The 26,277-nt window shown below is 56.2% G+C and carries 23 protein-coding genes; 12 read left to right on the top strand and 11 right to left on the bottom strand.

Annotated features, from left to right (window positions below; all coding sequences use genetic code 11):
- Positions 1-150: 150 nt before the first annotated feature.
- On the top strand, positions 151-3,228 hold the full coding sequence (locus tag BXY66_RS06870; RefSeq protein WP_132859402.1) for an Rne/Rng family ribonuclease: 3,078 nt from the start codon (positions 151-153) through the stop codon (positions 3,226-3,228).
- A 47-nt stretch (positions 3,229-3,275) separates the two neighbouring features.
- On the opposite strand, the gene BXY66_RS06875 is transcribed toward BXY66_RS06870, so the two are convergent.
- On the bottom strand, positions 3,276-3,518 hold the full coding sequence (locus BXY66_RS06875) for a sulfurtransferase TusA family protein (protein WP_243694315.1): 243 nt from the start codon (positions 3,516-3,518) through the stop codon (positions 3,276-3,278).
- 73 nt (positions 3,519-3,591) lie between these two features.
- Here BXY66_RS06875 and BXY66_RS06880 point away from each other — a divergent pair, with 73 nt between their 5' ends.
- The 3 genes from BXY66_RS06880 to BXY66_RS06890 are packed head-to-tail and all read left to right on the top strand — an operon-like array spanning position 3,592 to position 6,981.
- Positions 3,592-4,344 carry a cytochrome c biogenesis CcdA family protein gene (locus BXY66_RS06880; protein ID WP_132859403.1) on the top strand — a complete coding sequence of 251 codons (753 nt, stop codon included), beginning with the start codon at positions 3,592-3,594 and terminating at the stop codon, positions 4,342-4,344.
- 55 nt (positions 4,345-4,399) lie between these two features.
- The gene (locus BXY66_RS06885) at positions 4,400-5,617 is read left to right on the top strand and encodes an alpha/beta fold hydrolase (RefSeq protein WP_132859404.1); all 1,218 of its coding nucleotides are present in this window, start codon (positions 4,400-4,402) and stop codon (positions 5,615-5,617) included.
- Positions 5,614-6,981: a cytochrome P450 gene (locus BXY66_RS06890; RefSeq protein WP_132859405.1), complete on the top strand. Its 1,368-nt coding sequence runs from the start codon at positions 5,614-5,616 to the stop codon at positions 6,979-6,981. Before BXY66_RS06885 ends, BXY66_RS06890 begins: the two co-directional genes overlap by 4 nt.
- A gap of 28 nt (positions 6,982-7,009) precedes the next feature.
- On the opposite strand, the gene BXY66_RS06895 is transcribed toward BXY66_RS06890, so the two are convergent.
- Positions 7,010-8,824: an extracellular solute-binding protein gene (locus tag BXY66_RS06895; RefSeq protein WP_425057061.1), complete on the bottom strand. Its 1,815-nt coding sequence runs from the start codon at positions 8,822-8,824 to the stop codon at positions 7,010-7,012.
- A gap of 309 nt (positions 8,825-9,133) precedes the next feature.
- Here BXY66_RS06895 and BXY66_RS06900 point away from each other — a divergent pair, with 309 nt between their 5' ends.
- Together BXY66_RS06900 and BXY66_RS06905 are read left to right on the top strand one after the other, a co-directional pair.
- Positions 9,134-9,907, top strand: coding sequence for a 3-hydroxybutyrate dehydrogenase (locus BXY66_RS06900; RefSeq protein ID WP_132859406.1), 774 nt, complete (start codon positions 9,134-9,136; stop codon positions 9,905-9,907).
- A 24-nt stretch (positions 9,908-9,931) separates the two neighbouring features.
- Positions 9,932-10,957: a patatin-like phospholipase family protein gene (locus tag BXY66_RS06905; protein ID WP_132859407.1), complete on the top strand. Its 1,026-nt coding sequence runs from the start codon at positions 9,932-9,934 to the stop codon at positions 10,955-10,957.
- A gap of 90 nt (positions 10,958-11,047) precedes the next feature.
- On the opposite strand, the gene BXY66_RS06910 is transcribed toward BXY66_RS06905, so the two are convergent.
- From BXY66_RS06910 to BXY66_RS06930, 5 genes are all read right to left on the bottom strand, one after another.
- A complete protein-coding gene (locus BXY66_RS06910) occupies positions 11,048-11,734 on the bottom strand; it encodes a DUF502 domain-containing protein (protein ID WP_132859408.1) in 687 nt (228 codons plus the stop codon).
- A 95-nt stretch (positions 11,735-11,829) separates the two neighbouring features.
- The gene (locus tag BXY66_RS06915) at positions 11,830-12,750 is read right to left on the bottom strand and encodes a pseudouridine-5'-phosphate glycosidase (RefSeq protein ID WP_132859409.1); all 921 of its coding nucleotides are present in this window, start codon (positions 12,748-12,750) and stop codon (positions 11,830-11,832) included.
- Positions 12,747-13,640, bottom strand: coding sequence for a PfkB family carbohydrate kinase (locus BXY66_RS06920; RefSeq protein WP_132859410.1), 894 nt, complete (start codon positions 13,638-13,640; stop codon positions 12,747-12,749). The genes BXY66_RS06915 and BXY66_RS06920 overlap by 4 nt, the downstream gene beginning before the upstream one ends.
- 8 nt (positions 13,641-13,648) lie before the next feature.
- The gene (locus BXY66_RS06925; protein ID WP_132859411.1) at positions 13,649-14,272 is read right to left on the bottom strand and encodes a thiamine phosphate synthase; all 624 of its coding nucleotides are present in this window, start codon (positions 14,270-14,272) and stop codon (positions 13,649-13,651) included.
- Between the two features lie 78 nt (positions 14,273-14,350).
- Positions 14,351-14,764 carry a TfoX/Sxy family protein gene (locus tag BXY66_RS06930; protein WP_243694316.1) on the bottom strand — a complete coding sequence of 138 codons (414 nt, stop codon included), beginning with the start codon at positions 14,762-14,764 and terminating at the stop codon, positions 14,351-14,353.
- A gap of 45 nt (positions 14,765-14,809) precedes the next feature.
- Here BXY66_RS06930 and BXY66_RS06935 point away from each other — a divergent pair, with 45 nt between their 5' ends.
- Genes BXY66_RS06935 through BXY66_RS06945 form a run of 4 tightly spaced genes read left to right on the top strand, consistent with a single transcriptional unit; the run spans position 14,810 to position 18,448 of the window.
- Positions 14,810-15,553, top strand: coding sequence for an RNA methyltransferase (locus tag BXY66_RS06935; protein WP_132859413.1), 744 nt, complete (start codon positions 14,810-14,812; stop codon positions 15,551-15,553).
- A 10-nt stretch (positions 15,554-15,563) separates the two neighbouring features.
- Positions 15,564-15,758 (top strand): hypothetical protein, encoded by a 195-nt coding sequence (locus BXY66_RS20420; protein WP_165929115.1) that lies wholly within the window; start codon positions 15,564-15,566, stop codon positions 15,756-15,758.
- 49 nt (positions 15,759-15,807) lie between these two features.
- Positions 15,808-16,959 carry a heme A synthase gene (gene ctaA, locus BXY66_RS06940; RefSeq protein WP_132859414.1) on the top strand — a complete coding sequence of 384 codons (1,152 nt, stop codon included), beginning with the start codon at positions 15,808-15,810 and terminating at the stop codon, positions 16,957-16,959.
- Positions 16,960-16,975: 16 nt separating this feature from the next.
- Complete coding sequence (locus BXY66_RS06945) at positions 16,976-18,448, top strand: carboxypeptidase M32 (RefSeq protein WP_132859415.1); 1,473 nt, start codon at positions 16,976-16,978, stop codon at positions 18,446-18,448.
- A 61-nt stretch (positions 18,449-18,509) separates the two neighbouring features.
- On the opposite strand, the gene BXY66_RS06950 is transcribed toward BXY66_RS06945, so the two are convergent.
- From BXY66_RS06950 to gyrA, 3 genes are all read right to left on the bottom strand, one after another.
- Positions 18,510-18,860, bottom strand: coding sequence for a hypothetical protein (locus BXY66_RS06950; RefSeq protein WP_165929116.1), 351 nt, complete (start codon positions 18,858-18,860; stop codon positions 18,510-18,512).
- A 236-nt stretch (positions 18,861-19,096) separates the two neighbouring features.
- Complete coding sequence (locus tag BXY66_RS06955; RefSeq protein WP_132859417.1) at positions 19,097-20,059, bottom strand: LysR family transcriptional regulator; 963 nt, start codon at positions 20,057-20,059, stop codon at positions 19,097-19,099.
- 223 nt (positions 20,060-20,282) lie between these two features.
- Complete coding sequence (gene gyrA, locus BXY66_RS06960) at positions 20,283-23,024, bottom strand: DNA gyrase subunit A (RefSeq protein ID WP_132859418.1); 2,742 nt, start codon at positions 23,022-23,024, stop codon at positions 20,283-20,285.
- A 252-nt stretch (positions 23,025-23,276) separates the two neighbouring features.
- Here gyrA and BXY66_RS06965 point away from each other — a divergent pair, with 252 nt between their 5' ends.
- Positions 23,277-24,017 (top strand): lipid-binding SYLF domain-containing protein, encoded by a 741-nt coding sequence (locus BXY66_RS06965; protein ID WP_132859419.1) that lies wholly within the window; start codon positions 23,277-23,279, stop codon positions 24,015-24,017.
- Positions 24,018-24,109: 92 nt separating this feature from the next.
- Complete coding sequence (locus BXY66_RS06970; protein ID WP_132859420.1) at positions 24,110-25,174, top strand: DUF2855 family protein; 1,065 nt, start codon at positions 24,110-24,112, stop codon at positions 25,172-25,174.
- On the opposite strand, the gene BXY66_RS06975 is transcribed toward BXY66_RS06970, so the two are convergent.
- Positions 25,171-26,112 (bottom strand): radical SAM protein, encoded by a 942-nt coding sequence (locus BXY66_RS06975; protein ID WP_132859421.1) that lies wholly within the window; start codon positions 26,110-26,112, stop codon positions 25,171-25,173. The two genes, BXY66_RS06970 and BXY66_RS06975, sit on opposite strands and share 4 nt — an antisense overlap.
- Positions 26,113-26,277 lie beyond the last annotated feature (165 nt).

A 26,277-nucleotide genomic window follows, 5' to 3' on the forward strand; every position in this document is an offset into this window, starting at 1 on the left:
GAAGCGCGCGAACACAGTGATAGACCGAGCAGAGGCCGCCAGCGGCCCCCTCGGCCGCGCGCATCCCCTCGCTCAGACAAGACATCCCCGACAATCCCTTAACCTCGGTCCTCCGGGACGCGGGCGATTGCGGCGGTGCGAACGGATAACATGCCAAAGAAAATGCTCATCGATGCCACCCACGCGGAAGAGACCCGCGTTGTGGTGGTCGACGGAAACAAGGTTGAAGAATTTGACTTTGAATCCGAAAACAAACGCCAGCTTGCCGGCAACATCTATCTTGCAAAAGTAACACGGGTCGAGCCGTCGCTTCAGGCGGCTTTTGTTGACTATGGCGGAAACCGTCATGGCTTCCTCGCGTTCTCGGAGATCCATCCGGACTACTATCAGATTCCTGTAGCAGACCGTGAAGCGCTGCTTGAGGAAGAGCGTGCCTATGCCGAAGCAATGAAGGCGCGCGACGAGGAAGAAGAAAAGCCTAAAAAATCGCGCTCGCGCAGCCGGTCGCGGTCTCGCAAGAAAACTGACGAGGCAGCTGTAACAGAAACCGCTGTTGACGGCGTGACCGAAGCGACCGAAGCAGAGGAAACGCTCACCGAAGCCGAAGAGGCTCCAGCCGAAATTTCCGGCATGGAAACCATCGATCTTGGGGAAGACAACGGTGACACCGAAGTTGTTGCCGAAGTCGAGGTGATCGACACGCCAGAAGCCGTTGAGGAAAACCCGTCCGAGGCAACTGAAGGCGACGAGGCGTCTGAAGAAGCAGCTGACGAACAGGTTGCCGAAGCCGAGGTCGTTGCCGCCGACGAAGACACCCCAGAAGGTGAAGACGAGGGCAAAGGCGAAAACGAAGACCCAAAGACCATTGCCGCCAACACCGAAGGCGAAGACGCCAAGATCAGCAAGGATCCGGAGACCGGAGAGGAAAGCGAAACCGAAGCTGACATTCCAACAGAGTCAGACGACGCTGAGCCTGCCGAAGTAGAAAGCAGCGAAGACGTCGAGGCGGCTCCTGATGAGGCCACTGCCTCGGAAGCAGATCTTGTTGAAGAAACGTCTTCGGATGCAGTCGATACGCCGGAAGAGGGCGCTGCCGAGAACGTTGAAGACAGCGCGACCGATGTGGCCGAGGCAGAAGTAGAAGAAACGTCGGAAGGCAGCGATGAAGACGCTGACGAAGAGTCTGACACCGAAGAAGAGTCTGACGAAGACGATGATGGCTCCAAAAAGTCGAGCCGTAGTCGCAGCCGCCGGTCCCGCAGCCGCTCCAAGCGCTCCAATGCTGCCGAAAAAGACGAGACCATCGAGTCTGTTGCCGATGATGACGACAGCGAGGACATTCGTCCGGCACGCAAACCGCGTCCGCGTCGCTACAAGATCCAGGAAGTGATCAAGGTACGCCAGATCATGCTGGTGCAGGTGGTCAAGGAAGAACGCGGCAACAAAGGTGCGGCGCTGACAACTTATCTTTCGCTTGCAGGACGGTATTGCGTTCTGATGCCAAACACCGCGCGCGGTGGGGGCATCTCACGTAAGATCACCAACGCGGCGGACCGCAAAAAGCTCAAGGAAATTGCCAACGAGATTGATGTACCGACCGGTGCGGGGCTGATTGTACGGACTGCTGGCGCAAAGCGGACCAAATCAGAGATCAAGCGAGACTACGAATACCTGCAACGCATGTGGGAGCAGATCCGTGAATTGACGCTGAAGTCGATTGCGCCTGCAAAAATCTATGAAGAGGGCGACCTGATCAAACGATCGATCCGCGACTTGTATTCTCGCGAGATCGACGAAGTGCTGGTTGAAGGCGACCGCGGCTACCGCATTGCCAAGGACTTCATGAAGATGATCATGCCGTCCCATGCCAAGAATGTGAAACAGTATCAGGATGCTCTGCCACTGTTTGCCCGCTATCAGGTGGAAAGCTACCTTGGTGGCATGTTCAACCCGACGGTGCAGCTGAAGTCTGGTGGCTACATTGTGATTGGCGTGACCGAAGCTCTTGTGGCGATTGACGTAAACTCGGGTCGTGCGACCAAAGAGGGTTCGATCGAGGAAACAGCGCTCAAGACCAACCTTGAGGCTGCCGAGGAAGTGGCCCGTCAATTGCGGTTGCGTGACCTTGCCGGCCTCATCGTGATCGACTTCATCGACATGGACGAACGCAAGAACAACGCGGCCGTCGAGAAGCGGATGAAGGACCGTCTGAAAACCGATCGTGCGCGTATTCAGGTAGGCCGCATCTCCGGATTTGGCCTGATGGAAATGAGCCGTCAGCGGTTGCGCCCAGGTATGATCGAGGCGACCACTCAGCCGTGTCCGCATTGTCATGGCACCGGTCTGATCCGGTCCGAAGACAACCTTGCGCTGTCGATTCTGCGGCAGATCGAGGAAGAAGGTACCCGCCGTCGGTCCCGTGAGGTTCTGGTGAAGGCACCGGTCTCGATTGCCAACTACATCATGAACGCCAAGCGGGAACATGTGGCGCAAATTGAAGCCCGCTATGGCCTTGCTGTGCGCGTTGAAGGAGATCCGCATCTGATTTCTCCGGACTTCTCGATTGAGAAGTTCAAAACCGCCACCCGTGTGGTCGCCGACACCACTCCGGTGGTTTCTGTGGACAGCTCGATCATGGATGATATCGACGCGGCGGATGACGTTGTCGAAGCTGAAGCCGTTGAAGTAAGCGCGGAAAGCGAAGAAGAAACCAAGCCCAAGAAGCGCCGCCGCCGCCGTCGTCGCCGGAAGTCTTCGAGTTCTTCCGAGAATGGCGACGCAGTAGAAAATGGGGATGCGTCTTCTGAGGGTGTTTCCGAAGAGACCGAAGACACAGTCTCGGTTGATGCCGAGGCAACTGAGGAAGCGGCAGAGGTGACTGAGGCCGCCGAGACCGAAGAGAAACCGAAATCCTCGCGCTCGCGCAGCCGTTCCCGTAGCCGCTCTCGTTCCAAGAAGTCTGAGGAAACAGAGGTTCCGGCGTCGGAAGAGGCCACTGTGGCGAGTTCGGAGCCCGCAGAGGAACAAGAAGCCTCGGTAGTGGAAGAGGCCCCGGTCAAGGACGTGCAGGGTGAAGACGTTGTCGAAACGGCAGAAGTCGTAGAGCCACCAGTCGAAGAACCTGCCGAGCCAGCAATGGCGGAAGCGGTGGCTGACCCTGAACCGGTGGCGGAACCAGTACCAGCAGCGCCGAAGAAGCCAAAGCGGCGCGGTTGGTGGTCTCGCTGATCAAAAGATAGAAACGCCAGGTCTTGTGCCTGGCGTTTTCATTTTGGTCAGCCTTTTTGGATTATGAACTCGAGCGCGCCGTTTGCCTCCGATGAGGCAAGGATTTCATGTCCTGCTTCGTGGCAGAAGTGCGGAACGTCAACTATGGCTGCTGGATCGTCAGCAATCAGCCTGACTTTTGCGCCGCTTTCCAGAGGCATCATTCGTTTGCGCAGTCGCAAAACGGGCAGGGGGCACAAAAGGCCAAGAGCGTCGATTTCAAGATCCATGTCCTCTCGAATACTGGGCATGTTTCAACCTGTCCACAGGGATGTGACCGTGCGCCCCCGTGACGCGGCACGGGATGTGGGCTAAGCCAAAGATATGTTTGGAATCGACATCATCGATGCAGGTCTTCTCCCTGCCATGCTGGTCGCGCTTTTTGCGGGTGTGATCTCATTTCTCAGCCCGTGCGTTTTGCCGATTGTGCCACCTTATCTCGCCTACATGAGCGGCGTCAGCATGACGGATTTGCAGGAAGGGCGCGCTGCCTCTCGCAAAGCCACAATGACGGCAGTGTTCTTTGTGCTGGGGCTGTCGACGGTGTTTCTATTCCTCGGGTTCACGGCGTCGGCGTTCGGGGCGTTTTTTCTTCAGAATCAGGAGAAATTCAACACTGTTGCCGGATTGCTGGTTATGCTTTTTGGCGCGCACTTTGTGGGCGCGATCCGCATCCCTTTCCTGATGCAGGAAGCCCGCATCGACGCCGGTGATCAAGGTGGAAGCGCGTTCGGGGCTTACCTACTCGGTCTTGCTTTTGCATTTGGTTGGACGCCTTGTATTGGTCCGATTCTGGGTGCTGTGCTGTCGATGGCGGCGAGCGAAGGTAATTTGACGCGTGGCACGGTCTTATTGGGCGTCTATGCACTCGGGCTTGGCGTACCCTTTCTTCTGGTCGCAGCCTTTATGAGCCGCTTGGGTGGCTTCATGGGCTGGATGAAACGGCACATGGAGCAAGTAGAACGCGTGATGGGCCTGTTGCTGTGGACGATCGGCCTATTGATGCTCACAGGCGGCTTTTCCAATTTCTCTTATTGGTTGCTCGAAACCTTTCCGGCTCTGGCAACCATCGGATAGGGCTTAATTTTTTACCATTTGAAGTCTAGGGTCTGCTCAAGGAGACTCAAAGGCCATGGGCAAGAGCAGCCACAAACCTGTTCGCAAACGGCGGGTGTTTTATATCCCGGGGTATGACCCCATTCACCCGCGTCGGTATCGTGAACTGTATCGCAAAGAAGGCGCCGCGCAGGCGGAGATTTCGGGATACAGTCTGGAGCTTTCTGCCAAAGCTGCGGGTGGCGGGCCATATGGTTGGCACGTGGTCAGCGAGATGGACGGCGAAACGGCGAAGGCGGACTTTGAGGTTTTGGTTTGGTCTGACATCGTGCGCGACAGCATGGAAAAGGGCATTGTTGGCACTTATCTTCAACTCCTTCGCACAGCCGCCACTTATATCGGCTCAGGTGCCCTTTGGCGATTGATGCAATTGCGGAAAGGTCCTGTGATTGCAGCGCTTTATCCGGTGTTGTTCCTGCTGCTCCAGTTGGTCTTGGCCCTTTTGGCCGCGTGGGCGCTAGGCAAATTGTTGGTGGTTTGGTTGCCGGACTGGACCGGACTGCTGGGGCTGGTCGTCGTTCCTCCGATCCTCAGTTGGTTCAAGAAGAAGGACAACAAGTTCTTCGCTTACTACCTTATGCATGACTATGCGTATTCAGCGCAATCCAAGGGGGAAGACCCGCCTGAACTTGAGGCACGAATGGCGGAGTTTGCCGACCGAATTGCGCAGGCGATGCAGGACGATGTGGAAGAAGTTTTGGTGGTCGGTCATTCCAGCGGAGCGCATCTGGCGGTGTCCATTCTCGCGGATCTGATCAGGGATGGACGTGTGCCGAGTACCGGGCCTGTATTGGCGTTTCTGTCCTTGGGACAAGTGGTGCCAATGGTTTCGTTCTTGCCCAATGCCTTTCGATTGAGGCGCGACTTGGCGTTTCTGTCTCAGCGCAGTGAAATCACCTGGGTGGATGTTACCGCACCTGGTGATGGCTGCGCCTTCGCTTTGTGTGATCCCGTAGCTGTCAGTGGCGTTTCACCGGAGAATGGAAAAAAGTGGCCACTGGTTGTCTCTGCAGCGTTTACCCAGACGTTGAGCGAGGCGCGGTGGGCCGAGTTGCGCTGGCGCTTTTTCCGACTACATTTTCAGTATCTTTGTGCGTTCGACCGGCCCGGCGATTATGATTACTTCAGGATAACTGCAGGGGCCGCCACGTTGGCAGAGCGCTATGAAGGCCGAGTAGCCAGCAAATCCCGAATTGAGAAACCCGTGAACAAGTTTGTGGGCGTTGAACCATGACAGATGCCCGTCAGAAGCTTCCGCCCAAACCCCAGGCGAGACCGGACAAAGTGTCTTTACGCCAGTATGTTAGCCTGTTTCGCAAAGACATACTGAGTGCACAGCCGCAGCGGTTGTATCGGGCTTGGATGGCTGAATTCAAAACTCCTTTCTTCAGGTCGTTCATGATCAACCAACCTGAATTGGTGAAAACCGTTTTGAAAGATCGGCCAGACGATTTTCCCAAGTCGGCACGCGTGACCGAAGGGTTGCGGCCATTGCTGGGCAATTCGGTTTTTGTGAGCAACGGTGAAGTCTGGAAGCGGCAGCGAAGGATCATTGACCCTGCGTTTGAAGGCGGTCGACTGAGAGACACCTATCCGGCGATTTTAGAGGCTGCAGAAGCAGCAGTGGCGCGCCTTGAAATTCATGTTGGCGAGGTTGTCGAAATTGAGGAGCAGACGTCTCATGCAGCGGCGGATGTGATTTTCCGAACGTTGTTTTCGATACCAATCGAACATGAGGTGGCCAGTCAGGTCTTTGACGAGTTCCGCACCTATCAGCGCAGCCAACCCATTGTGAACATTGCCGCTTTCATTCCCATTCCGAAGTGGTTCCCGCGCGGCTTCAAGCGCGAAACAAAGAATGCGGCCAAAACGATAAACAAGTTGATCCGACAGCTTACAGAAGGCCGAATGGCGGAGATCGAGGCAGGGACAGCGCCCGACGATCTAGCGACCAAGATCATGACAACGCAAGATCCGTTGACCGGCGAAACATTCGATACGGACGAGATGATCGATCAGGTCGCGATCTTCTTTTTGGCGGGTCATGAAACCAGTGCAAGCGCGCTGGCGTGGGCGCTGTATCTCATGGCGATCTATCCGGAATGGCAGGAGAAGATCGCCGAAGAAGCAACTGATTTTGATGGGGAATTTTCGTCGGTCAGCAAGTTGCGTGTGAGCCGTGATGTATTTCGGGAGACCCTGAGGCTTTACCCGCCTGTGCCAATGATGGTGCGCGAAGCGGCCTGTCCGCAGGAGTTTCGTGAAAGAAGCGTGCCGACAGGGTCACAGGTTGTCGTTTCCCCATGGCATTTGCATCGACACGAGCGGATTTGGGACAATCCCGATGGCTTCGATCCCACCAGATGGGGCACGGAGAATGGAAAAGCCTGTGCGCGAGAAGCCTATATACCATTCTCCGCAGGTTCACGCGTTTGCACAGGTGCAGGGTTCGCGATGGTAGAGGGGCCTCTAATTTTGTCTATGATCCTCAAGCACTTCCGAGTGACCGCTGAGGGACCTGAACCCGTTCCGGTGGCGCATTTAACTGTGCGGTCAAAGGATGGTATCCGGCTGCGGATTGAGCGGCGTCAGGTATAGTCTGTAACACGTCGGTATAGCGTCGGTGTCAGTCCTCCCACCACCAGAGCTGAGGCATCCAATCCGCGCCATCGCCATAAATCGGCAACTCGTCTGGATATTTCATCTCTTTTCGGTGGGCGATGCGTCCAACGGAATAGGTCCAGATCGGGATGATGTAGCGTCCTGTTGTCAAAACGCGGTCCAACGCACGCGTTGCGGCCACGAAATCATCCTGGGTCTCGGCTGTCAGCATTTCCGTGATCATGGCGTCTGCTGCGGCCGACGCGATTCCTGCTAGGTTGCGTGACCCGGGCTGTGCAACCGCGCCCGACCCCCAATAGAGGCGCTGTTCGTTGCCGGGACTAAGGGACAGAGCGCGACGTTCCTTGGTGATGTCAAAGTCGAAATTGCCGGTGCGTTGGGCATATTGGGCGTTGTCGACAAGAGTCACCGATACATCGATGCCAAGTTGTTCGAGCGACTTTCGCCATATGTCGACAACGGCTTTGTTCTGATTGTCATTCTGAGGGAGAAGAATGTCCAGCGAGAGCGTTTCTCCGGACGCGTTCCGCATCTTGCCATCGACGATGTCCCAACCGGCTTCGTTCAGCAGTTTTACGGCGGTCCGCAGGTTGCGACGGTTGCGGGCAGAGCCGTCCGAGGCAGGTAAGTCGTAGCCTGACAGGGCTTCTTCTGGCAATTCGTCGGCAAAGGGCGTGAGCAACTGCTGTACTCTGCCTGTGGCCGGACCCGGTTGCATGGACAATAGCGAGCCTGAGAAAAACGACGTGATCCGCGGTTGGCGACCGCCTGTCATCGTGTCGTTGATATATTCGAAATTGAAGCTGTGCATCAGCGCGTCGCGCACCCGGATGTCATCAAGCGGCGCGCGGCGCGTGTTCATAACGAAACCGGTGATGCCGGACGGCTTCTGATGTTCAATCTCGGATTTGACAATGTCTCCTGACTGCACAGCGGGAAAAGAATACTGGCTGGCCCATTTTTCAGCGTTGAACTCGCGGGCATAGGAAATGTCGCCTGCCTTGAAGCTTTCAAACAGGACTTCGCCATCACCGTAGAAGTCTATCCGTATCTCGTCGAAGTTGTTTGTGCCCTGCCGGAACGGAACATCCTTTCCCCAGTAGTTGGGGTCGCGTTTCAGCGTGACCTGCCGTCCGGCTTCGAAATCGGCGACGACATAGGGCGCCGAACCGATCGGGAAGTTCTCCAGGGTTGCATCGGTCAAGGCGCTGTTTTCGTATTGGGCCTTTTTCAGGATCGGTCGTAGGCCTGCGATCAATGCCAGTTCGCGATTGTCTGTATTGAAAGTCAGGCGGACCGACCGCGGACCGGTAGCCTCAATAATGGCGACCTGATTCCAGAACGTGTGGTAGCGGGGGTGGCCTTCGGTGCCGAGAGTTTCATATGACCAGATCACATCCTCAATTGTGACCGGTGACCCATCAGAAAAGCGGGCCTCTTCTCGCAGAGTGAACTCGACCCAGCTTCGATCCGGGGCGGTTTCGATGGTTTCCGCCAAAAGACCATAGAGCGCAAATGGCTCGGCGCGGTTGCGACCCATCATCGACTCATAAGCGAAGAATCGGAGCTGCCACGGGCTGTTTCCCTTCAGCACAAACGGGTTAAGCGAATCGAATGCGCCGGTGTTTCCGGTTACGATCCTGCCACCCTTGGGGGCGTTGGGGTTGGCGTAAGGCAAGGCGGAAAAATCAGCAGGCAGCGCAGGTTCGCCGTACATGGCGATACCGTGAGACGGCTCAGCGATTCCCTGTCCAGCCAAGAAAACAAAGGCTACGGCGGCCCTTGCTGCTATTTTTGGGAAGAAACATACTGGTTTCATTGCCTCAACAATCCTGTCTTGCCTTTGTTTTGTTAGGCTTAGGAGTAGCGGGGGTTTTTAAGCATATCAAACTTTTAGCTTGGAGAGCGGCAGTGAAATGCCTATAAAGGAGTCACTGCTCGATAGGTTTCTTGCCTGTATGAAACCTGCCTCAATAACTTTACGCCCGCTTCGCGCGGGCGTTTTTTTTGCCCAAAGGCACTTGGTTTAGCGGCCTTACGTAAGACTACGCACGCGCGCTGATTTCCCTTATTTTGCTGGTGCAGCATGGTATGATGCGCGTGCAAAATCTGGATGAGAGGAATCGGCATGAGCCTGACTGGAAAAACCGCGATTATTACCGGCTCAAACTCGGGAATCGGTCTTGGTGTAGCTCGGGAAATGGCGCGGGCTGGCGCGAGGGTGATTCTGAATTCTTTTACGGATCGGGACGAGGATCATGCACTTGCTGCGGAGATTGCCGCGGAATTCGGCGTATTGGCGCGATACATAAAGGCCGACATGTCCAAAGGAGATGAATGCCGCGCGTTAATCGAAGAGGCCGGAGGCTGCGACGTGTTGGTCAACAATGCGGGCATCCAGCATGTGGCTCCGATCGACGAGTTTCCGACAGATAAATGGGACGCAATTATCGCGATCAACATGAATTCTGCGTTTCATACCACAGCAGCAGCGCTGCCGTATATGCGCGAGCGTGGCTGGGGGCGTGTGATTAACATTGCCAGCGCGCATGGTCTGACGGCGAGCCCGTTCAAAGCCGCATATGTCGCGGCGAAACACGGGGTGGTTGGCATGACCAAGACAGTGGCGCTTGAGACTGCCGAAGAACCGATCACCTGCAACGCGATCTGTCCGGGCTATGTTCTGACTCCTTTGGTCGAAGCACAGATTCCCGACACCATGGAAAAATACAACATGGGCCGTGAAGAGGTGATCAAGAAAGTCATGCTGGAACGCCAACCGAGCCGCGAATTCGCGACAGTCGAACAGTTGGGGGGCACGGTGTGTTTTCTTGCGTCTGATGCGGCGGCCCAGATTACCGGAACAACGATCAGCGTTGACGGTGGCTGGACGGCGCTGTGACGTGAAACTGCGGAGGGCAGGGCGATGAAACGGATCAACCTTGCCCTTCAGGGCGGCGGTGCGCATGGCGCGTTCACCTGGGGCGTTCTTGATGTGTTGTTACAGGATGAGGACATCGAGATTGCCGGTGTGACCGGAACATCTGCGGGTGCGCTCAATGCAGCTGCGTTGAAGGCCGGATTGCTTGAGGGCGGTCGCGACGGCGCACGATCCAATCTGGATTGGCTTTGGCAGCAGATGGGCGCTCAGGACGTGCCGGGTCTATCGGCTTGGCTGGCGGCGGTGCCACCAGACATGGTGAGCCAGACATTGGAATACAGCTGGCCCTTCATGGCGGCGGATTATTGGCTGCGTATGACATCGCCTTATGCGATGGGGCCGTTTTATGCGCACCCGCTTCGCGATCTGGTGGATCAGTTCAGTTTCGATCAGGTCTGCGCAGACGACGGTCCGAAGCTGTTTATCTGTGCGACGAATGTGCGATCGGGCAAGGCGCGGGTGTTTTCAGGCGCGGAGATTTCCACTGACGTTTTGTTGGCATCAGCCTGTTTGCCAACGCTCTTTCAGGCCGTGGAGATTGACGACCCGAAAACCGGTGAGCGGGAGGCGTATTGGGACGGTGGCTATACCGGCAATCCGTCGCTTTGGCCGCTCTTTGACCGAAAACTGCCGGATGACGTTGTCATTGTGAACATCAACCCGCTGCGGCGGGAAGATATCCCGAAGACACCGCAACAGATCACCAACCGGATCAACGAGATCAGTTTCAATGCTGCGCTGCTGAGCGAATTGCGGGCTGTGGCTTTTGTTCAGCGCCTGATCGCTCAGGGAGCACTCAAGCGGGAAGAAAAGCGCGAGGTGAAGGTCCATATGATCGCCGACGACGCGTTTATGACGCGATTGTCTGTGGCAACAAAATCCTGGCCGGTGCCGTCGGTTCTTGGACAACTCAAGGAAGCCGGGCAGAACGCGGCCAAGGATTTTCTCGTGGCGCACAAGGACGATCTAAACGTGACCGGTACGGTTGATCTTGCTGCGATGTACAGCTGACAAAACACAGAAGAGCGCTCGACGGGCGCGCCGGCTTTGTCACTGTGATGGTGTGACAGTATCAGGGTATTTTTGACCAGAAAGAAGCGTCTATCCGTCGTTATCTTCAGGCGGCATCGTCGGGTCTTTGGGGTTTGGGTAGACCAGGCCTGCGGAGATCACCAGCTTGGCGGCGTCTTCGACTGACATATCGAGTTCGATAATGTCATCCTTCGGGAAAAACAGCAGGAACCCGGAGGTCGGGTTGGGCGTGGTGGGCACAAAGACACTCATCAGAGCGCTTGTGGTCGCAGCCGTTTCCGCGACTTCGCCCTTGGCGTTGGTCGAGATGAAGCCGATGGCCCAGATGCCGCGGCGCGGATATTCGATCAGGCAGGCCTTTTCGAAGCTGCGTTCAGTCTGTGCAAAGACGGTTTCGGCGATTTGCTTGGCGCCCGAATAGATCGATCGCACCACTGGCATCCGTGCGACGACGCCTTCGCCCCATTTGATCAGGGACCGTCCAATGAGACCTTTGGCAATCCAGCCGACAAAAACTGTGAAAATCAGGAAAATGATCAGGCCAACACCGCGCAGGTTGATGCCTATGTAATTCTCGGGCTGGATGTTGTCGGGGATCAGGGGCAGCACAAAGCCGTCGACCCAGCCAACAAGGGTCCAGATCAGCCAGATCGTCAGGCCAATGGGCAGGATCACCACAATGCCGGTCAGGAAGCTTGAGCGCAGGCGACCAAAGAATCCGGCTTTATGTTTTTCTTCGTCAAAGGGAGTCGTCATTGCCTGTCCTGCGCTGGTGTTGCCGTTTAGTTAGGCATTTTGGAAGGGCCACGCAATGGCTTTACCTTAGGTCGGGCGGATGTGACGCGCGCGGATTACGCTTTGGCGCGCAAGCTGCTCATTTCCGTGGCAATTTCAGCCGCCAGTCGCGCGTTGTTGCGCACCAGAGCGATATTGGCCGTCAGGGATTTTCCGTCGGTCAATTCGAAAATGCGTTGAAGCAGGAACGGTGTCACGCCTTTGCCGGTAACCCCTTGCTCCTCGGCTTCCTGTGTGGCTTGAGCGATCACAGGTGCCAACTCGCTGGCCGGAATTTCGGCGTCCGCAGGGATCGGGTTGGCGATGAGTTGACCACCAGGAAGGCGCATGGCCTGACGCATCAGGGCAGAGCGGGCCATCTCGGCGGCGCTGTCCATGCGAAGGGGGGCTGTGAGGTCGGAGGTTGCAGACCAGAAAGCCGGGAAGCTGTCCTGACCGAATGCGATGACTGGCACCCCGTGGGTTTCGAGGACCTCGAGTGTTTTTGGAATATCAAGGATCGCTTTGGCGCCCGCGGCAACGACCGTCACAGGTGTCGCGGCAAGTTCCAGAAGATCGGCGGAAATGTCAAAGCTCAGCTCGGCTCCTTTGTGAACGCCGCCAATGCCTCCGGTCGCAAAAACGTCAATGTTTGCGAGATGTGCGGCAATCATCGTGGCAGCCACGGTTGTCGCGCCCATACCGCCCTTTGCCATGATAACTGGCATGTCAGCTCGGGACACCTTTGCGACGTCCTTTGCCTGGGCGAGGTCTTCGAGTTGCTGATCGGTCAAGCCAGCATGCAAAGTGCCATGGATCACCGCAATTGTCGCCGGCGTCGCACCAGCAGCACGAATGTCTGCTTCGACCTGACGGGCGACCTCCAGATTCTGTGGATACGGCATGCCGTGGGTGATGATCGTGCTTTCCAAAGCGACAACCGGCGTGCCGTTTTTCTGGGCTTCGATCACTTCGGGGGAGCGGACGAGAGTCATCATGTGGCGTGTTCTCCGGAAACGTATTTGGCGGCAGCTGTAAGGGCACGAGACAGTGCCTCTTCGCGGCTGGCGTTCTGGGATTCGGCCACAATGTGCGCGGCCATGAAAGTGTCGCCGGCTCCGGTGACGCGGGTCACAAGCACGGAAGGCGGTTGTTGTGTGATGATGCCGTCTTGGGTGCCGTCTGATGCATCGTTGCCGCCGTCGGTAACCAGTGCGCGGGCCGCCCCGCGATCTAGCAAACCCTGTGCGGCGTCTTTTGACGTTTCAAATTCCCGCTGGCACAGGTATCCGGCTTCCTCGAGATTGACGTAGAGAACGGCACGGGAGTGCATCAGGAACGGCATAAGCCGTTCGGCTTTGCCCGGTGAGGCAGGAGCGACGCGCAGGTCGGCTGCTTCGAAGTATGGGCTGCGGGCGATCTGGTCCAGAAGGCGTTGTGTCAGGTTGCCATCCAGCGCGATCAAGCCGGAATACGGCGCGGTTTCCGACCCCAGTGTTCCGTCTTCGAGCGGTGCAAGAATTTTGTCTCCGGCCGCTTCCAAGCTGTGGGCGTCTGCAATGGCTGCAATCAAGCCGTTTTTGCCCTCGACCGCCATATAGGTGTCTGTGGGGAGATCGGCTGACCGGTAGACGAAGTCCATGATCGCGCCCATCTCGGTGCAAGCGGTCATGAGTTCGTCGCCCTCGGCGTCCTGACCGATTGCTGTGAGTGTCGCCGGTCGCAAACCAAATCGCGCAAGCGTCATGGCGATGTTCCAGGCAACGCCCCCGGGGAGCCGGGTGATGCGCCCCGGAACATCGGAGCCCTGACGCATGTGGCTTGGCGCGCGTCCTATGATGTCCCAGAGGACCGAGCCGATGCAGAGAATGTCTGGCGACTGGGACATGGAGTACCTCAGGCGGTGAAAGCGGCGCGGAAACCGGCCAGTGTGGCGACCGGATCATCGGTCTTCCAGATTTCCTCGCCAATTCCGAAAAAGTCTGTAAAGGGAGAGAGTTGCGCGATGATATTCGAGTCAAGCGCACCCTCGGCCACTACAGGCACCTCAATCATCTCGGACCACCATTGAAAGAGATCTTTTTCCGCCAATGTGCCGTCGCCCAAAGGGGTCGCGCCCACGGGACCGAAGCTGACGTAGTCAGCGCCATTTTCACCGGCAGTCATGCCGTCATGACTGCTGGCACCGCAAAAGGCGCCTACGATGGCGTCATCTCCGAGATCTTTGCGCACTTTGCGCACAGAGCGGGAGGCGTCCGTCAAGTGCACTCCATCCAAACCGAGACGTTCTGCCATGAGAACATGCTCGGAGATCACAAGCGCCACATCGCGGGCGTAGGTGACCTCTCGCAGGGCGTCTGCCGCGCGGGAGATGCGGTCCTCGTCCTTGGTGGCAAGAGAGAGGCGCACGCACGCTACATCTGCGCTGTCCAGCACGGCTGCAAGCTGATCCGGGAAACGGGAGAGTTCGATGTCCGGGGGCGTAATCAGATAGATCTGGGGCAGCTCTGCGTCGGCCATTTTGGCTCTCCTGTAGTACCTGTAGTGAATGTTGCGCCGCTATAACGCGGAAATTCCGGATTGGCTACGTGTGAATGGCTATTTTGGCGGCAGGCCGCGTGCATTGGTCAAAGCAAGCGCAATTACATGCCCGCGCCTGTCGTCATCCGCCAGAAGGTCTTCGGAGATGTCGACCATTCCGCCCATCTTGCGCCCCGTGAAGGACAGTGGATCAACGCCGTCGATCTGAAGCGCCTCGGCTTCGCGATCCTTGCCGACACGCGCCATCCCGCCGCCTTTGTGAACTCCGCACACCATATTTCCATGCAGCAGGAAACAGAGGCCGCCGAACATCTTTTTCTCTGTGATGCCTTCAATTTCCTGCAGTTCTTCGCGCATCAACATGGCGTGCCCTTCATCATAGGCCATTTTCAGTCCTCCCTTGGGTTCGGAGAGTCTATGCCCGCGTTGCGCGTAATTGTAGCCAAAAGACGCATGTGTGGCTTGTTTCATGGTGCTTGGAGGGGTATCAGCGGGCGGATTTTCAAGGAGTTCCCCATGTCGAGCGATCAGCCCCAACCCGCCTTTGTTCTTGTGCGGCCCCAGATGGGCGAAAACATTGGTGGTGCGGCGCGGGCCATGCTGAACTTCGGTCTGGACAAGATGCGGGTCGTTGCCCCGCGCGACGGATGGCCAAACGAACGGGCTGTGGCGATGGCATCAGGTGCCGGACGGGTTCTGGACGGTGCGTTTCTTTGCGACAGCACCGAAGCGGCCCTTGAGGATTGCCATTATGTCTTTGCCACAACGGCGCGGGCGCGGGGACTGACGAAGCCGGTGGTGACACCGGAGACCGCAATGAAGCAGGCCGCCGAGATGATTGCCAAAGGCGAGAAGGTCGCGGTTCTCTTTGGGCCAGAGCGGGCGGGACTAGAGAACGAGGACATCGCGCGGGCCAATGCGATCATCAACGTACCAGTCAATCCCGAATATGCGTCGTTGAACCTTGCGCAGTGTGTGTTGCTGACCGCTTATGAGTGGCGCCGACAAAGTGCAGAGATCGTGCATGAACGTGTGGATATGGCCAAAACGGAATGGGCCAACCATGCGGAGATGGAGGCGCTGGAACGCCATTATGAAGAGCGGCTGGAAGAGGCAGGATTTTTCTATCCGGAAGAGAAAGCCGAGGGCATGAAAATCAATCTGCGCAATATGTGGAGCCGCATGCGTTTGACGCGGGCGGATGTGCAGATGTTGCATGGTGTCATGCGGCAAATGGTGCGTTGGAAAGAGCGGGAATAGCCGTCGTCAAATGCATGAAGACTTTGTGCGCCGGTATTGCAAAATACTGTTCGGGTTTGCGCGCCAAGGAGCCGAATTGGCAAGCTACTTTCAATTGATATCCGATCCGAAGTTGGTGAACTGGCGATCGATCGCCATGACGTGTTCCGAGCGCAATAGGTTCCTGCGCCGAAATGACCTTGAACCGACGTTCATCCGCGCTTGAAGCCCGACCGTAACAGCCATAAATTCGCAGCCAAATCAGGAGCGCAGCGATGAGCCAGAAACGCAGCATTTTCGAAGATGTGTCGGACGAAACGCCGAAGGAGGCGCCAAAGGCGGTCGGTGTGATCGATGGTGGCGCAAAAGGCGCGCGGCGCGGTATCCGCGTTTGGTTGATGGTGCTTTTTGCGCTGGTGGTCGCGATGATCGTTGTCGGAGGGCTGACACGCCTGACCGACAGCGGATTGTCGATCACAGAATGGCGCCCCGTGACGGGAGCGATCCCTCCGATGAGCGAAGCGGACTGGCAATCCGAGTTCGACAAATACAAACAGATCGACCAGTGGGAAATAGAAAACCAGTGGATGACGCTGGCGGACTTCAAGTTCATCTATTGGTGGGAATGGGGGCACCGTCAACTCGGCCGTGTGGTTGGTCTTGTCTGGGCACTGGGTTTCTTTGGCTTCCTTGTGACGCGGCAAATCCCGACAGGCTGGACGGGGCGGCTGGTTCTGATCGGTGCGCTTGGTGGCCTGCAGGGCGCAGTCGGCTGGTGGATGGTTGCCAGCGGCGTTACCTCTGGCGAAGGCGTTACGACAGTGGCGAGTTACAGGCTGGCCACCCACCTTGGTCTGGCGTTTATCATCCTCGGTTTCATCGCCTGGTACATTCTCATGCTGGGTCGAACGGAGCGCGACCTGATGCAGGCAAGGCGCGGCAAAGAGGCCAAGCTGTTTGGTTTGTCGACCGGTCTTCTGCATATGAGTTTTGTGCAAATTCTGCTTGGCGCGTTGGTAGCCGGCATCGATGCCGGCCGCAGTTACACGGATTGGCCGTTGATGGGCGGGCAGGTGATCCCGCCAGATCCCATGATGCTTGAGCCAGCTTGGCGGAATTTCTTTGAAAACCCCGGTTTGGTGCAATTCGTGCACCGGATCTGGGGCTATCTGCTCGTGATATTTGCGGTTGTGATCTGGCGCAAAGCGCAGGGGTCTGCGCATGGCGCAACGAGGTTTGCGTTCAACGCGGCTGTGGCCGCTATTGCAGTGCAGATTGCCGTGGGTATCGCAACAGTGCTCTATGCTGCACCAGTTCATATTGCGATCGTGCATCAGGGCGTCGCAATTGTTGTTTGGGCCCTCATCCTGAGAGCGCGCTTCCTGAGCCATTACCCAATTGCGACATCGGTTCGCGACACAGCCTAAAAAGAAGGAAAACAAGATGTCTGCATTTGAGCAGTTGATGGCGTTTGAGCACACGACGCAGGCGCTCGGTCAGGTGGCCGGTCGCTTGGGTTGGGATCAGGAGGCGATCATGCCCGCCGGAGCAGCACCCCAACGCGCCGAGGAGATGGCGGCAATGGAAAGCGTGTTACATGCGCGCCGGATAGATCCTCAGGTGGGTGCATGGCTTTCCGAGATTGACGAAGCGCAGCTCGATGAAGTGCAGAAGGCACATGTGCGTCACATTCGCAAAACCTTTGAGCGTACGTCCAAGGTGCCAGCAGATCTGGCGGCGGAAATCGCCAAGGTGACGAGTCGGGCGCAGGGTATTTGGGCGCAGGCACGGGCCGATGAGGATGTGGCGGCGTTTTTGCCAACGTTGAAAGAAGTGGTTTCACTGAAGCAGTTGGAAGGTCAGGCGCTGGCGGCAGGTGGCAATGTCTATGACGCCATGATTGACGATTACGAGCCGGATATGACCGCCGCGGAACTTGGTGCAATGTTTGACGCGATGCGTCCGCGTCTTGTCGCGCTCCGTGAAGCGGTGCTTGCCGCAAAGGCGCCGCCTCAGTTGACCGGCGCGTTTCCTTCGGCCAAGCAAATGGAATTGACCGCGAAACTGGCTGCATCATTCGGGTATGATTTCGATCACGGGCGCATCGACAAAGTAACGCACCCGTTCTGCTCAGGCAGCGGTCTGGATGTCCGGATCACAACGCGGACGTCTGATGAGCCGTTCAACTGTTTTTATTCCACCATTCATGAAGTTGGTCACGCCGCCTATGAACAGGGCATCGATCGCAACTATCTGCTGACACCATTGGGTCGCGGCGTGTCGATGGGTGTGCATGAAAGCCAGAGCCGGATCTACGAAAACCAGTTGGGGCGCAGCCGCGCCTACACAGGCTGGTTGTTTGAGCAGATGAAGGCGACTTTCGGGGATTTCGGCGTTGAAAATGCTGAGGATTTCTATGGCACGGTGAACCGGGTGAACGACGGCTATATCCGCACCGAGGCGGATGAGGTGCAGTATAATCTGCACATCATGCTGCGCTTTGATCTGGAACGCGCTTTGATGATGGGCGACCTGTCAGTTGATGATCTTGAGGCGGCGTGGAACGATCGTTTTGCCGCAGATTTCGGCTATGCGGTCGACAAGCCGTCCAACGGCGTATTGCAGGATGTACATTGGTCGGTCGGTTTGTTCGGGTATTTCCCGACATACTCCCTTGGCAATGTTTACGCAGGGTGCCTGAACCAAGCTCTGCGCAAGGCAGTGCCAAACCTGGATGCGCAATTGGCGGAAGGAAACACCACGGCTGCGACTGGCTGGCTGCGGGAAAACCTTCAACAATTTGGCGGGTTGCGTACGCCGGCGGAGACAATTGCGCATGCCACCGGTGCTGCGCCAAACGGCGGGCCGCTGTTGGATTATCTCGAAGAAAAGTTCGGCGGTATCTATAAGCTTTGAGACAAAAAAAAACGGGCGCGTCCATGAAGGCATGGAACGCGCCCGGCAGGTTGCGGCAATGCTAGAAGTAGGTTGAGACTCCGTCAGACGGCTCCACGCGGGGATGGCGGTTGATGTGCCAACCGGTTGGTCGGATGCTGAAACTTCCTCCGCCTGACAGGAGGATTGGCGCCGCCGCAGCGAGAAACACAATAAACCGCGCGGCGATGAAGCCCGAAAGGACGGCTCCGTTCTGCAAGTGGAACGACGTCAAAGACACAACGAGTAAGAGCACCCAGAGCACGATCAGGCGACTGCTCATTCCTAGTGCGAGCATAAAAGCTGCGAAGACCACCTGGGCGCAAACCAGATATTTGATCCAGCTGGATTCCAGTATGTTGTCCAGAGAGCCGATGATGGACTGCTGGTTCATACCGCTTGAGAAATATATGACTTGCTCGATCAGGAGTACGGAAATTGTGACTCTGCACAACGTTAACACGGCGCGTATGACCGGGCGTTGAGCCTGGGGAGAATAATACATCGGTGCCTCAATATTTTGTTTACGTAGTTTTTTATTAGGTAAACTTTTCCACCTTGAGGCGATTGCAACAATACTCAGGAGTGCATTTGCGATCTTGCAAAAATGCCTGTTGCGTGAGGTTTACCTTACTTTGGGTCGGGGAATTTGGCTTTGCAGAGGGCGCCTTCGAGGACGAAAGTTTCACGTATCCAGTCAATAACTGTGCGAAGGGAACGGTCGTCCCTTCGGCTTTCGTGATAGCAAAGATAGAGCGGTACAGCTTTTGTTCTTGAGGAATCGAGACGTACGAGGTCGTCTTTGAACTTTCTGGCGACAACTCTTGGAAGGATGCTGGGGCAACCGTTCAACACCATCAGTTGGAGGGCATCAGCAAATGTATCGACGCGGTGCGTGGGCTTTGTGCCGAAAATCTCCTTGCCGAAGTTCTCCACACAGAAAGGGTCTTCGACTCCGTCGCCTCCAATCCACTGAGTCTCATTTTCAGGCTTCATGTCCGGTGGAGCGAAGGCCTCAAGTGTGAGTTTGCCAATGGACTGAACCATCAGACGTCCCTGTTCGGGTTGAAGTGCAGTAACAATCAGGTCGTTTTGGCCCAAATGGCTTAATTTTGCCGCACGATGTAATGAAAGCCTGATGGAGGGGGAGCGCTCTTTCAACTTTTCGAAATTCGGTAAGAGAACAGTGGTCAAAACAGCCGCCGGCGCCGCGACCGCAATCTTCTGCGGCAGGGCATTCTGTATTGAATGCATCTCAGTTATCGCAACTTCGAGATCGTGTTCAAACTTGTTGACCAGATCTAGAAATTTTTCGATTTCAGGATTTGGCTGCCATCCATCCGCGCGCTTGCTGTAAACAGATACACCCAAAGACTTTGAGAGCCGGTTGATGCGTCTTGAAACTGTTGCCGGATCGATTTGAAGGCGTTTTGCTGCGCCGTTAAGGCTTTGTTTTTCTATAACTGCTGATAGAACGCGAAGATCATCCCAGTTCAATTTTTCCATTCTGTCCATTGGCGCAAAGTCCACTAAAATGTTCTCGCGAAAGTCTGAAATAAGCCAGGAATCAGGCAGAGAACTGTTAAAAAACAACCGTTTAACGTTAGACTTGGAAGCTAGAATGATGCATCGGAGCTTTGCAGGCCACGTGCCGCTACTCTGGCACTTTACACACACAATCCAACAATTGAATATATCATAGTAAGCGCCAAACGCCGGATCAAGGTACTGTTTTTGTTACGTGGTAACTTGCGCAGCTGCTTTGGACAAAAGAAAGCACGGCCACTTGGTGGAAGCCGTGCCCTGTTTCTTGTGGTCAGCTTTCTGTAGCTTCGCCGTCGTCTTCGTCGTTCTGTTCGGCGATCCAGGCGACGGAAACAACTTCTTCGCCTTTGCCGGTGTTGAAGACGCGCACACCGCCGGCAGAGCGAGAGCGGAAGGAAATGCCATCGACCGGAACGCGGATCGATTGACCTTTGGAGGTTGCGAGCATGATTTGATCGCCCATTTCCACCGGGAAAGACGCCACAAGTGCACCGCCGCGCATCGCCTTGTCCATCGCGGCCACGCCGAGACCGCCTCGACCGCGAACCGGGTAGTCATGCGACGAGCTGATCTTGCCGGCACCACCGGAGGTGATGGTCAGGATCAGGTTTTCGGCGGCAGACATTTCTGCATAGCGTTCTTGGCTGAGTTCTCCTGCCGGAACGTCTTCGTCGTCTTCACCTCCATCGGTCACTCCGGCGACGGCGCGGCGCATTTTGAGATAGGCTGCGCGTTCATCGCTTTCGGCTTTGAAATGGCGGATGATCGACATCGATACAACTTCGTCGTCGCCGTTCAGCTTGATGCCCCGCACACCGACGGAGGCACGCGAGTTGAACACGCGAACTTCGGTGGTCGGGAAGCGGATGGCACGACCGGAGTTGGTCACCAGCATCACGTCGTCATCGTCAGTACAAATGCGTGCATTGATCAGCTTCGTTTCAGCGTGATCATCTTCGAACTTCATTGCGATCTTGCCGTTCGATTTCACATTTGTGAAGTCTGACAGTCGGTTACGGCGCACAGTTCCCGCAGATGTCGCGAAGACGATCTGTAGATCATTCCACTCTTCCTCGGGACGGTCGACCGGCATGATTGCCGCGACAGATACGCCGTTCGGGATTGGAAGAATGTTGACGATGGCTTTGCCTTTGGCTGTCCGGCCGCCTTGTGGAAGGCGCCATGTCTTGAGCTTGTAGGCCATGCCGTCTGTGGTGAAAAACAGAAGCTGGGTATGGGTGTTGGCCACGAAGAGTGTGGTGACCACATCCTCCTCTTTGGTCTGCATACCGGACAGGCCCTTGCCACCCCGTTTCTGGGCGCGGAAGTCAGCAAGCGGTGTCCGCTTGATGTAGCCGCCAGACGTCACGGTGACGACCATGTCCTCACGCTCGATCAGGTCTTCGTCGTCCATGTCGCCGGACCAATCGACGATTTCTGTACGGCGATCCACGGCAAAGTTTTCGCGAACCTCGCGCAGTTCGTCGCCAATGATCCCCATGATACGTTCGCGGGAACCAAGAATCTCCAGATATTCCTTGATCTTGGCTGCCAGTTCTTCAAGTTCGTCGGTGACTTCCTTAACACCAATCTGGGTCAGGCGTTGCAGACGCAATTCGAGGATTGCGCGTGCCTGAGTTTCGGACAGGTTGTAGGTGCCGTCGTCGTTCATTGTATGCGTCGGATCATCGATCAGACGAATGTAGGCGGCGATATCGGATGCTGGCCAGCGGCGCGTCATCAGTTTTTCGCGTGCTTCGGCTGCGTCTGCAGAGCTGCGGATGGTCGCCACGACTTCGTCCACATTGGAAACAGCCACGGCCAAACCGCAGAGGATGTGGCTGCGCTCGCGGGCTTTTCGCAGGTCGTAAGCGGTGCGGCGTGCAACAACTTCTTCACGGAAATCGATAAATGATGTCAGGAACTTGCGCAGCGTCAGTTGTTCCGGACGACCGCCGTTCAACGCCAGCATGTTACAGCCGAATGAAGTCTGCATCGGCGTGAACCGGAAGAGTTGGTTTAGGACCACTTCGGCGGTCGCGTCGCGCTTGAGTTCGACGACGACTCGGACACCATTCCGGTCCGATTCATCCTGAACATGGGCGATGCCCTCAATCCGCTTGTCCCGCGCGGCCTCCGCGATCTTTTCTATCATGGAGGCTTTGTTGACCTGATATGGGATTTCGTCGATCACGATCGCCCAACGGTCGCGGCGGATTTCTTCGACACGCGTTTTGGAGCGGATAATGACGCTGCCACGCCCTTCTAGGTAGGCTTTGCGCGCACCGGAGCGGCCCAAAAGGATACCGCCAGTCGGGAAATCCGGGCCAGGCACATAATCGATGAGCTGTTCGCTGGTTAAGTCCGGATCATCTATCAGGGCCAGTGTGGCGTCGATAACTTCGCCCAGATTGTGAGGCGGGATATTGGTTGCCATACCCACAGCGATACCGCCAGCGCCGTTGACCAGCATGTTGGGGAACCGCGCAGGGAGAACCGTCGGTTCCTGATCCTTGCCGTCATAGTTGTCCTGAAAATCGACGGTTTCCTTGTCGATGTCCGCCAGCAGGCTGGCTGCAGGCTTGTCCATCCGGACTTCGGTGTAGCGCATGGCAGCAGGGTTGTCGCCATCCATGGATCCAAAGTTTCCCTGACCATCAAGAAGCGGCAAAGACATGGAAAAGTCCTGCGCCATCCGCACCAAAGCGTCATAAATCGCGCTGTCGCCATGCGGGTGGTACTTACCCATGACATCACCCACCGGACGGGCTGATTTACGGTACGCTTTGTCGTGGCTGTTACCGGTTTCGTGCATCGCATAGAGGATGCGACGGTGTACCGGTTTGAGGCCGTCACGAAGGTCAGGAATGGCGCGGCTGACGATTACGCTCATGGCGTAATCGAGGTAGGATGCGCGCATCTCTTCTTCGATGGTGACGGTCGGCCCGTCGTGGATCATCCGCTCGTGAGTGGATTCTTCTTCGTTTTCAGGGGTTTCCGGCGTGTCGCTCAAGTCCCGATCTCGCTTCTTTGTGGCGTTCAATATGTTGTTACAAATGGTATATCAGAGGCACGATATAGGGTGCAATGGCTGAGGTGCCGTACAATGGATTGAGGCGCTGATTTGCCGGTAATCGCCTGAATTTGCAGGAGTTTGGCGGCTGATTTCCGGCCATTTCTCTGCCTGTCAAATTCCCGTCTGTTCACGCAGCAATTTCTGCGCAAGAGTACAGGTGTCACTTGCCGTCATGCAGAAGGGAAAAACATGTCGAGATCTGCTGTTCTTTATGCGCTTGTTTTGATGCTTGGGGCCGGTGGTGCGCAACAGGTCCAGGCGGAGAATGCCTGGCAAAAGATCAAGAGGGGCGCGGCACAGACCGGCGAAGCAATCGGGCAGGGTGTGCAGAACACCGGTGAAGCTATTGGCGAGGGCGCACAAGCCGTAGGTGGGGCTATCAACAAAGGCGCGCAGGCTGTTGGGGACAGTCTTGAATCGACGGGTGAGTTGCTGTCGAACGAGGAAACACCAGAGCAGACCCGAGCGCGACTGGATGCGATGTCCGATCAAATTCTTGCGCGGCTTCTTGCGGAAAATGCGGATGCCGCTGTGCTTTATGAGGCAAGCGCTGGCTTTGCAGCTTTTGACACGCGGAGGGTCACTGTGTTTCCGGTGTCCGCCGGCTATGGTCGCGGTGTTGCTGTGGCGCCTAATGGGGATCGGACGTACATGAATATGGGGACTGGCGGCGTTGGGGCCGCGCTTGGTATCGGCGGATTTGAAACACAATTTGTCATCCTGTTTGAAACGCGGGCGGATTTCGACAGCTTTGTCGTCAATGGCTATGATGCAACGGCCGGCTTGGGGAGCATGTCTGGCGATAGTCGAGATGACGAAACGGTGCGGTTTGTGAACGGGCGATCGTTCTTTCTTTTGGACAAGCGGGGCTGGCGGGTGAATGCCAATGCAGAGGGGACCAAATACTGGCGTTCTCCGGAGTTGAACTAACAGTGTGACGTGGCGTTGCCTGTGACGGTCACGCCTTGGGTCCGATGACAGCCGCAGCCTAGTGTTCACTTGGACTTAGAGGGAGGCGTGCCGTGCAACGCATTTTGGTCGATCAGGCAAACATTACAAAAACGCAGCTGCAAGAGGTGGCGGATGCGCCACTGGCGAACGGGCAGGCGCGCCTGAAAATTCGTCGGTTTGCATTGACCGCGAACAACGTGACATATGCCGCAACGGGGTTCGTGATCGGGTATTGGCATTTCTTTCCGACCGGCATTGACGGACAGGGCATAGTGCCGGTCTGGGGGTTTGCCGAGGTCGTTGAAACCACATCTGATGTTCTTGAAGTCGGAGAAAGGCTCTATGGTTTCTGGCCGATGGCGGACACGATGGTGATGACGCCACAAGACATGGGTGGCAAGACAGTGTTGGACGCCAGCGAGCACCGGGCAAAGTTGCCGGTCGTCTACAACCGCTATACCCGAACAGCGGAAAAAGGCGCAGCCGAAGAGGGGTGCCAGTCGTTGTTGCAGCCTCTTCTGGCAACGTCCTATCTGCTGAGTGACTGGCTTCAGGACAACAAATTTTTTGATGCAGAACAGGTGATTGTAGGAAGTGCTTCATCCAAAACCGGACTTGGTCTGTGCAAATTTCTGTCCGAGTTGGAAGGCGCGCCGGTCAAGGTGATTGGGCTGACGTCTTCGGGCAATGCTGACTATGTCGCCGCGCAATCGGGAGCCGACAGCGTTGTGACCTACGACGCAATCGAAAACCTGCCCAAAGTGTCGTCTGTTTATGTGGACATGTCTGGAAATGCAGACGTGAAGCAACGCCTTCATACCCATTTGGCAAACGAACTGCGCCATTCCAGCGCGGTTGGCACAAGCCATTGGGACCAATTCCGGCCCAAGCAGGAGCTGGCTGGCGTAAAACCTGAATTCTTTTTTGCGCCCAGCCAAATCGAAAAGCGTCGTGCTGAGTGGGGGCCTGGTGAAATCGAACGTCAAATCACTGCCGGTTGGAAACGGCTGGCGTCAGACGCAAGTTCCTGGCTCGACCTGAAGGAACACAATGGCTTGGAAGCCGTCGCGGAAGTTTACAGCGCGCTTGCAACAGGCAAGGCCAACGCCCGCGATGGACACGTCGTGAACCTTTAAGCGGAACAGCTTGCTCCGCCGAGCACACAAAATTTTGCACAGTGAGGATGGTTGAGCGCGACATCGCGTTCAGCCTCTTCAAGTGTATGTCCAAGATCGAATTGTGTGTCGTACGGCAGCAGCGTGCAGGCAATCACCGACGGTTTTCCAGCGCCTTTGTGCCGCACGACCATTCGGGAGCTTGAACACATCACTTCGGACGGCGACTTGTTAAGGATCGACCAGCATTCCGTTGTGATTTCCGGCACGTCAACCGTTTCATCCATTTCTGGAAAAAGCACTGTTTCTCCAGGATTTAGAGCGTCGATATTAAAGTTTTCGATGTCGAAAAGTTCGGCGTAACCGTCTCTGGAATTTTTATCCGATTCACCCCAAACAGTGCGTCCGGCGACGGCCATTTTGAAGCCATTGTCGCGCAGCCATCTCATGCCTTCGAGAGTGCGCTCGAAGCTACCCCGACCGCGTTCCTTGTCGTGTAATTCCGGTCCGTAGTGATCTACTGAAATTCTGAAAGTGAGTTTTTCGGCGTAAGCCTCCTTCAACTCAAGCAATTCGGCTTTCACGCGTTTGCGTTGCATCGGTTGCATCGCGTTGGTGAGGATCAAGACCTCATATCCACGGTCCAGCGCGCGACGGGTCATTTCGACCATTTCCGGATTCATGAAAGGTTCGCCACCGGTGAACCCAATTTCCCGGACGCCCCATTTGCGTGCCTCCAGCTGATCAAGGTAATCGCTGACCTCGTTCGCGGTTAAATATACCAAGGCATCATTTGTCGGGGACGACAGGATATAGCAATTTTCGCACTCGATGTTGCAGAGCGTGCCGGTATTGAACCAAAGGGTTTGCGGATCTGTGAGCGCTACAGTGGCGCGGGTGTCGCCTTTGGCCGTCACGTGTGGATCGGCGAACTTGGCGGGATCTGCGTTGTCTTTCATATGCCTGTCACTTCTTTTTGGTGCATCGGGGGTATCCCTTATCGAGGTTGCTGGTAAAGAGCTTTGCCGAACAGTGACAGAGTTGTGATGGGCGCTTGCGATGATAAGGTCGCGGTGGTACATGCTGACTAACGAAATTCGTTAGCGCTAACGAAATCTATGAAG

The organism is Shimia isoporae, from assembly GCF_004346865.1.
GTDB classification, from domain to species: Bacteria; Pseudomonadota; Alphaproteobacteria; order Rhodobacterales; family Rhodobacteraceae; genus Shimia; species Shimia isoporae.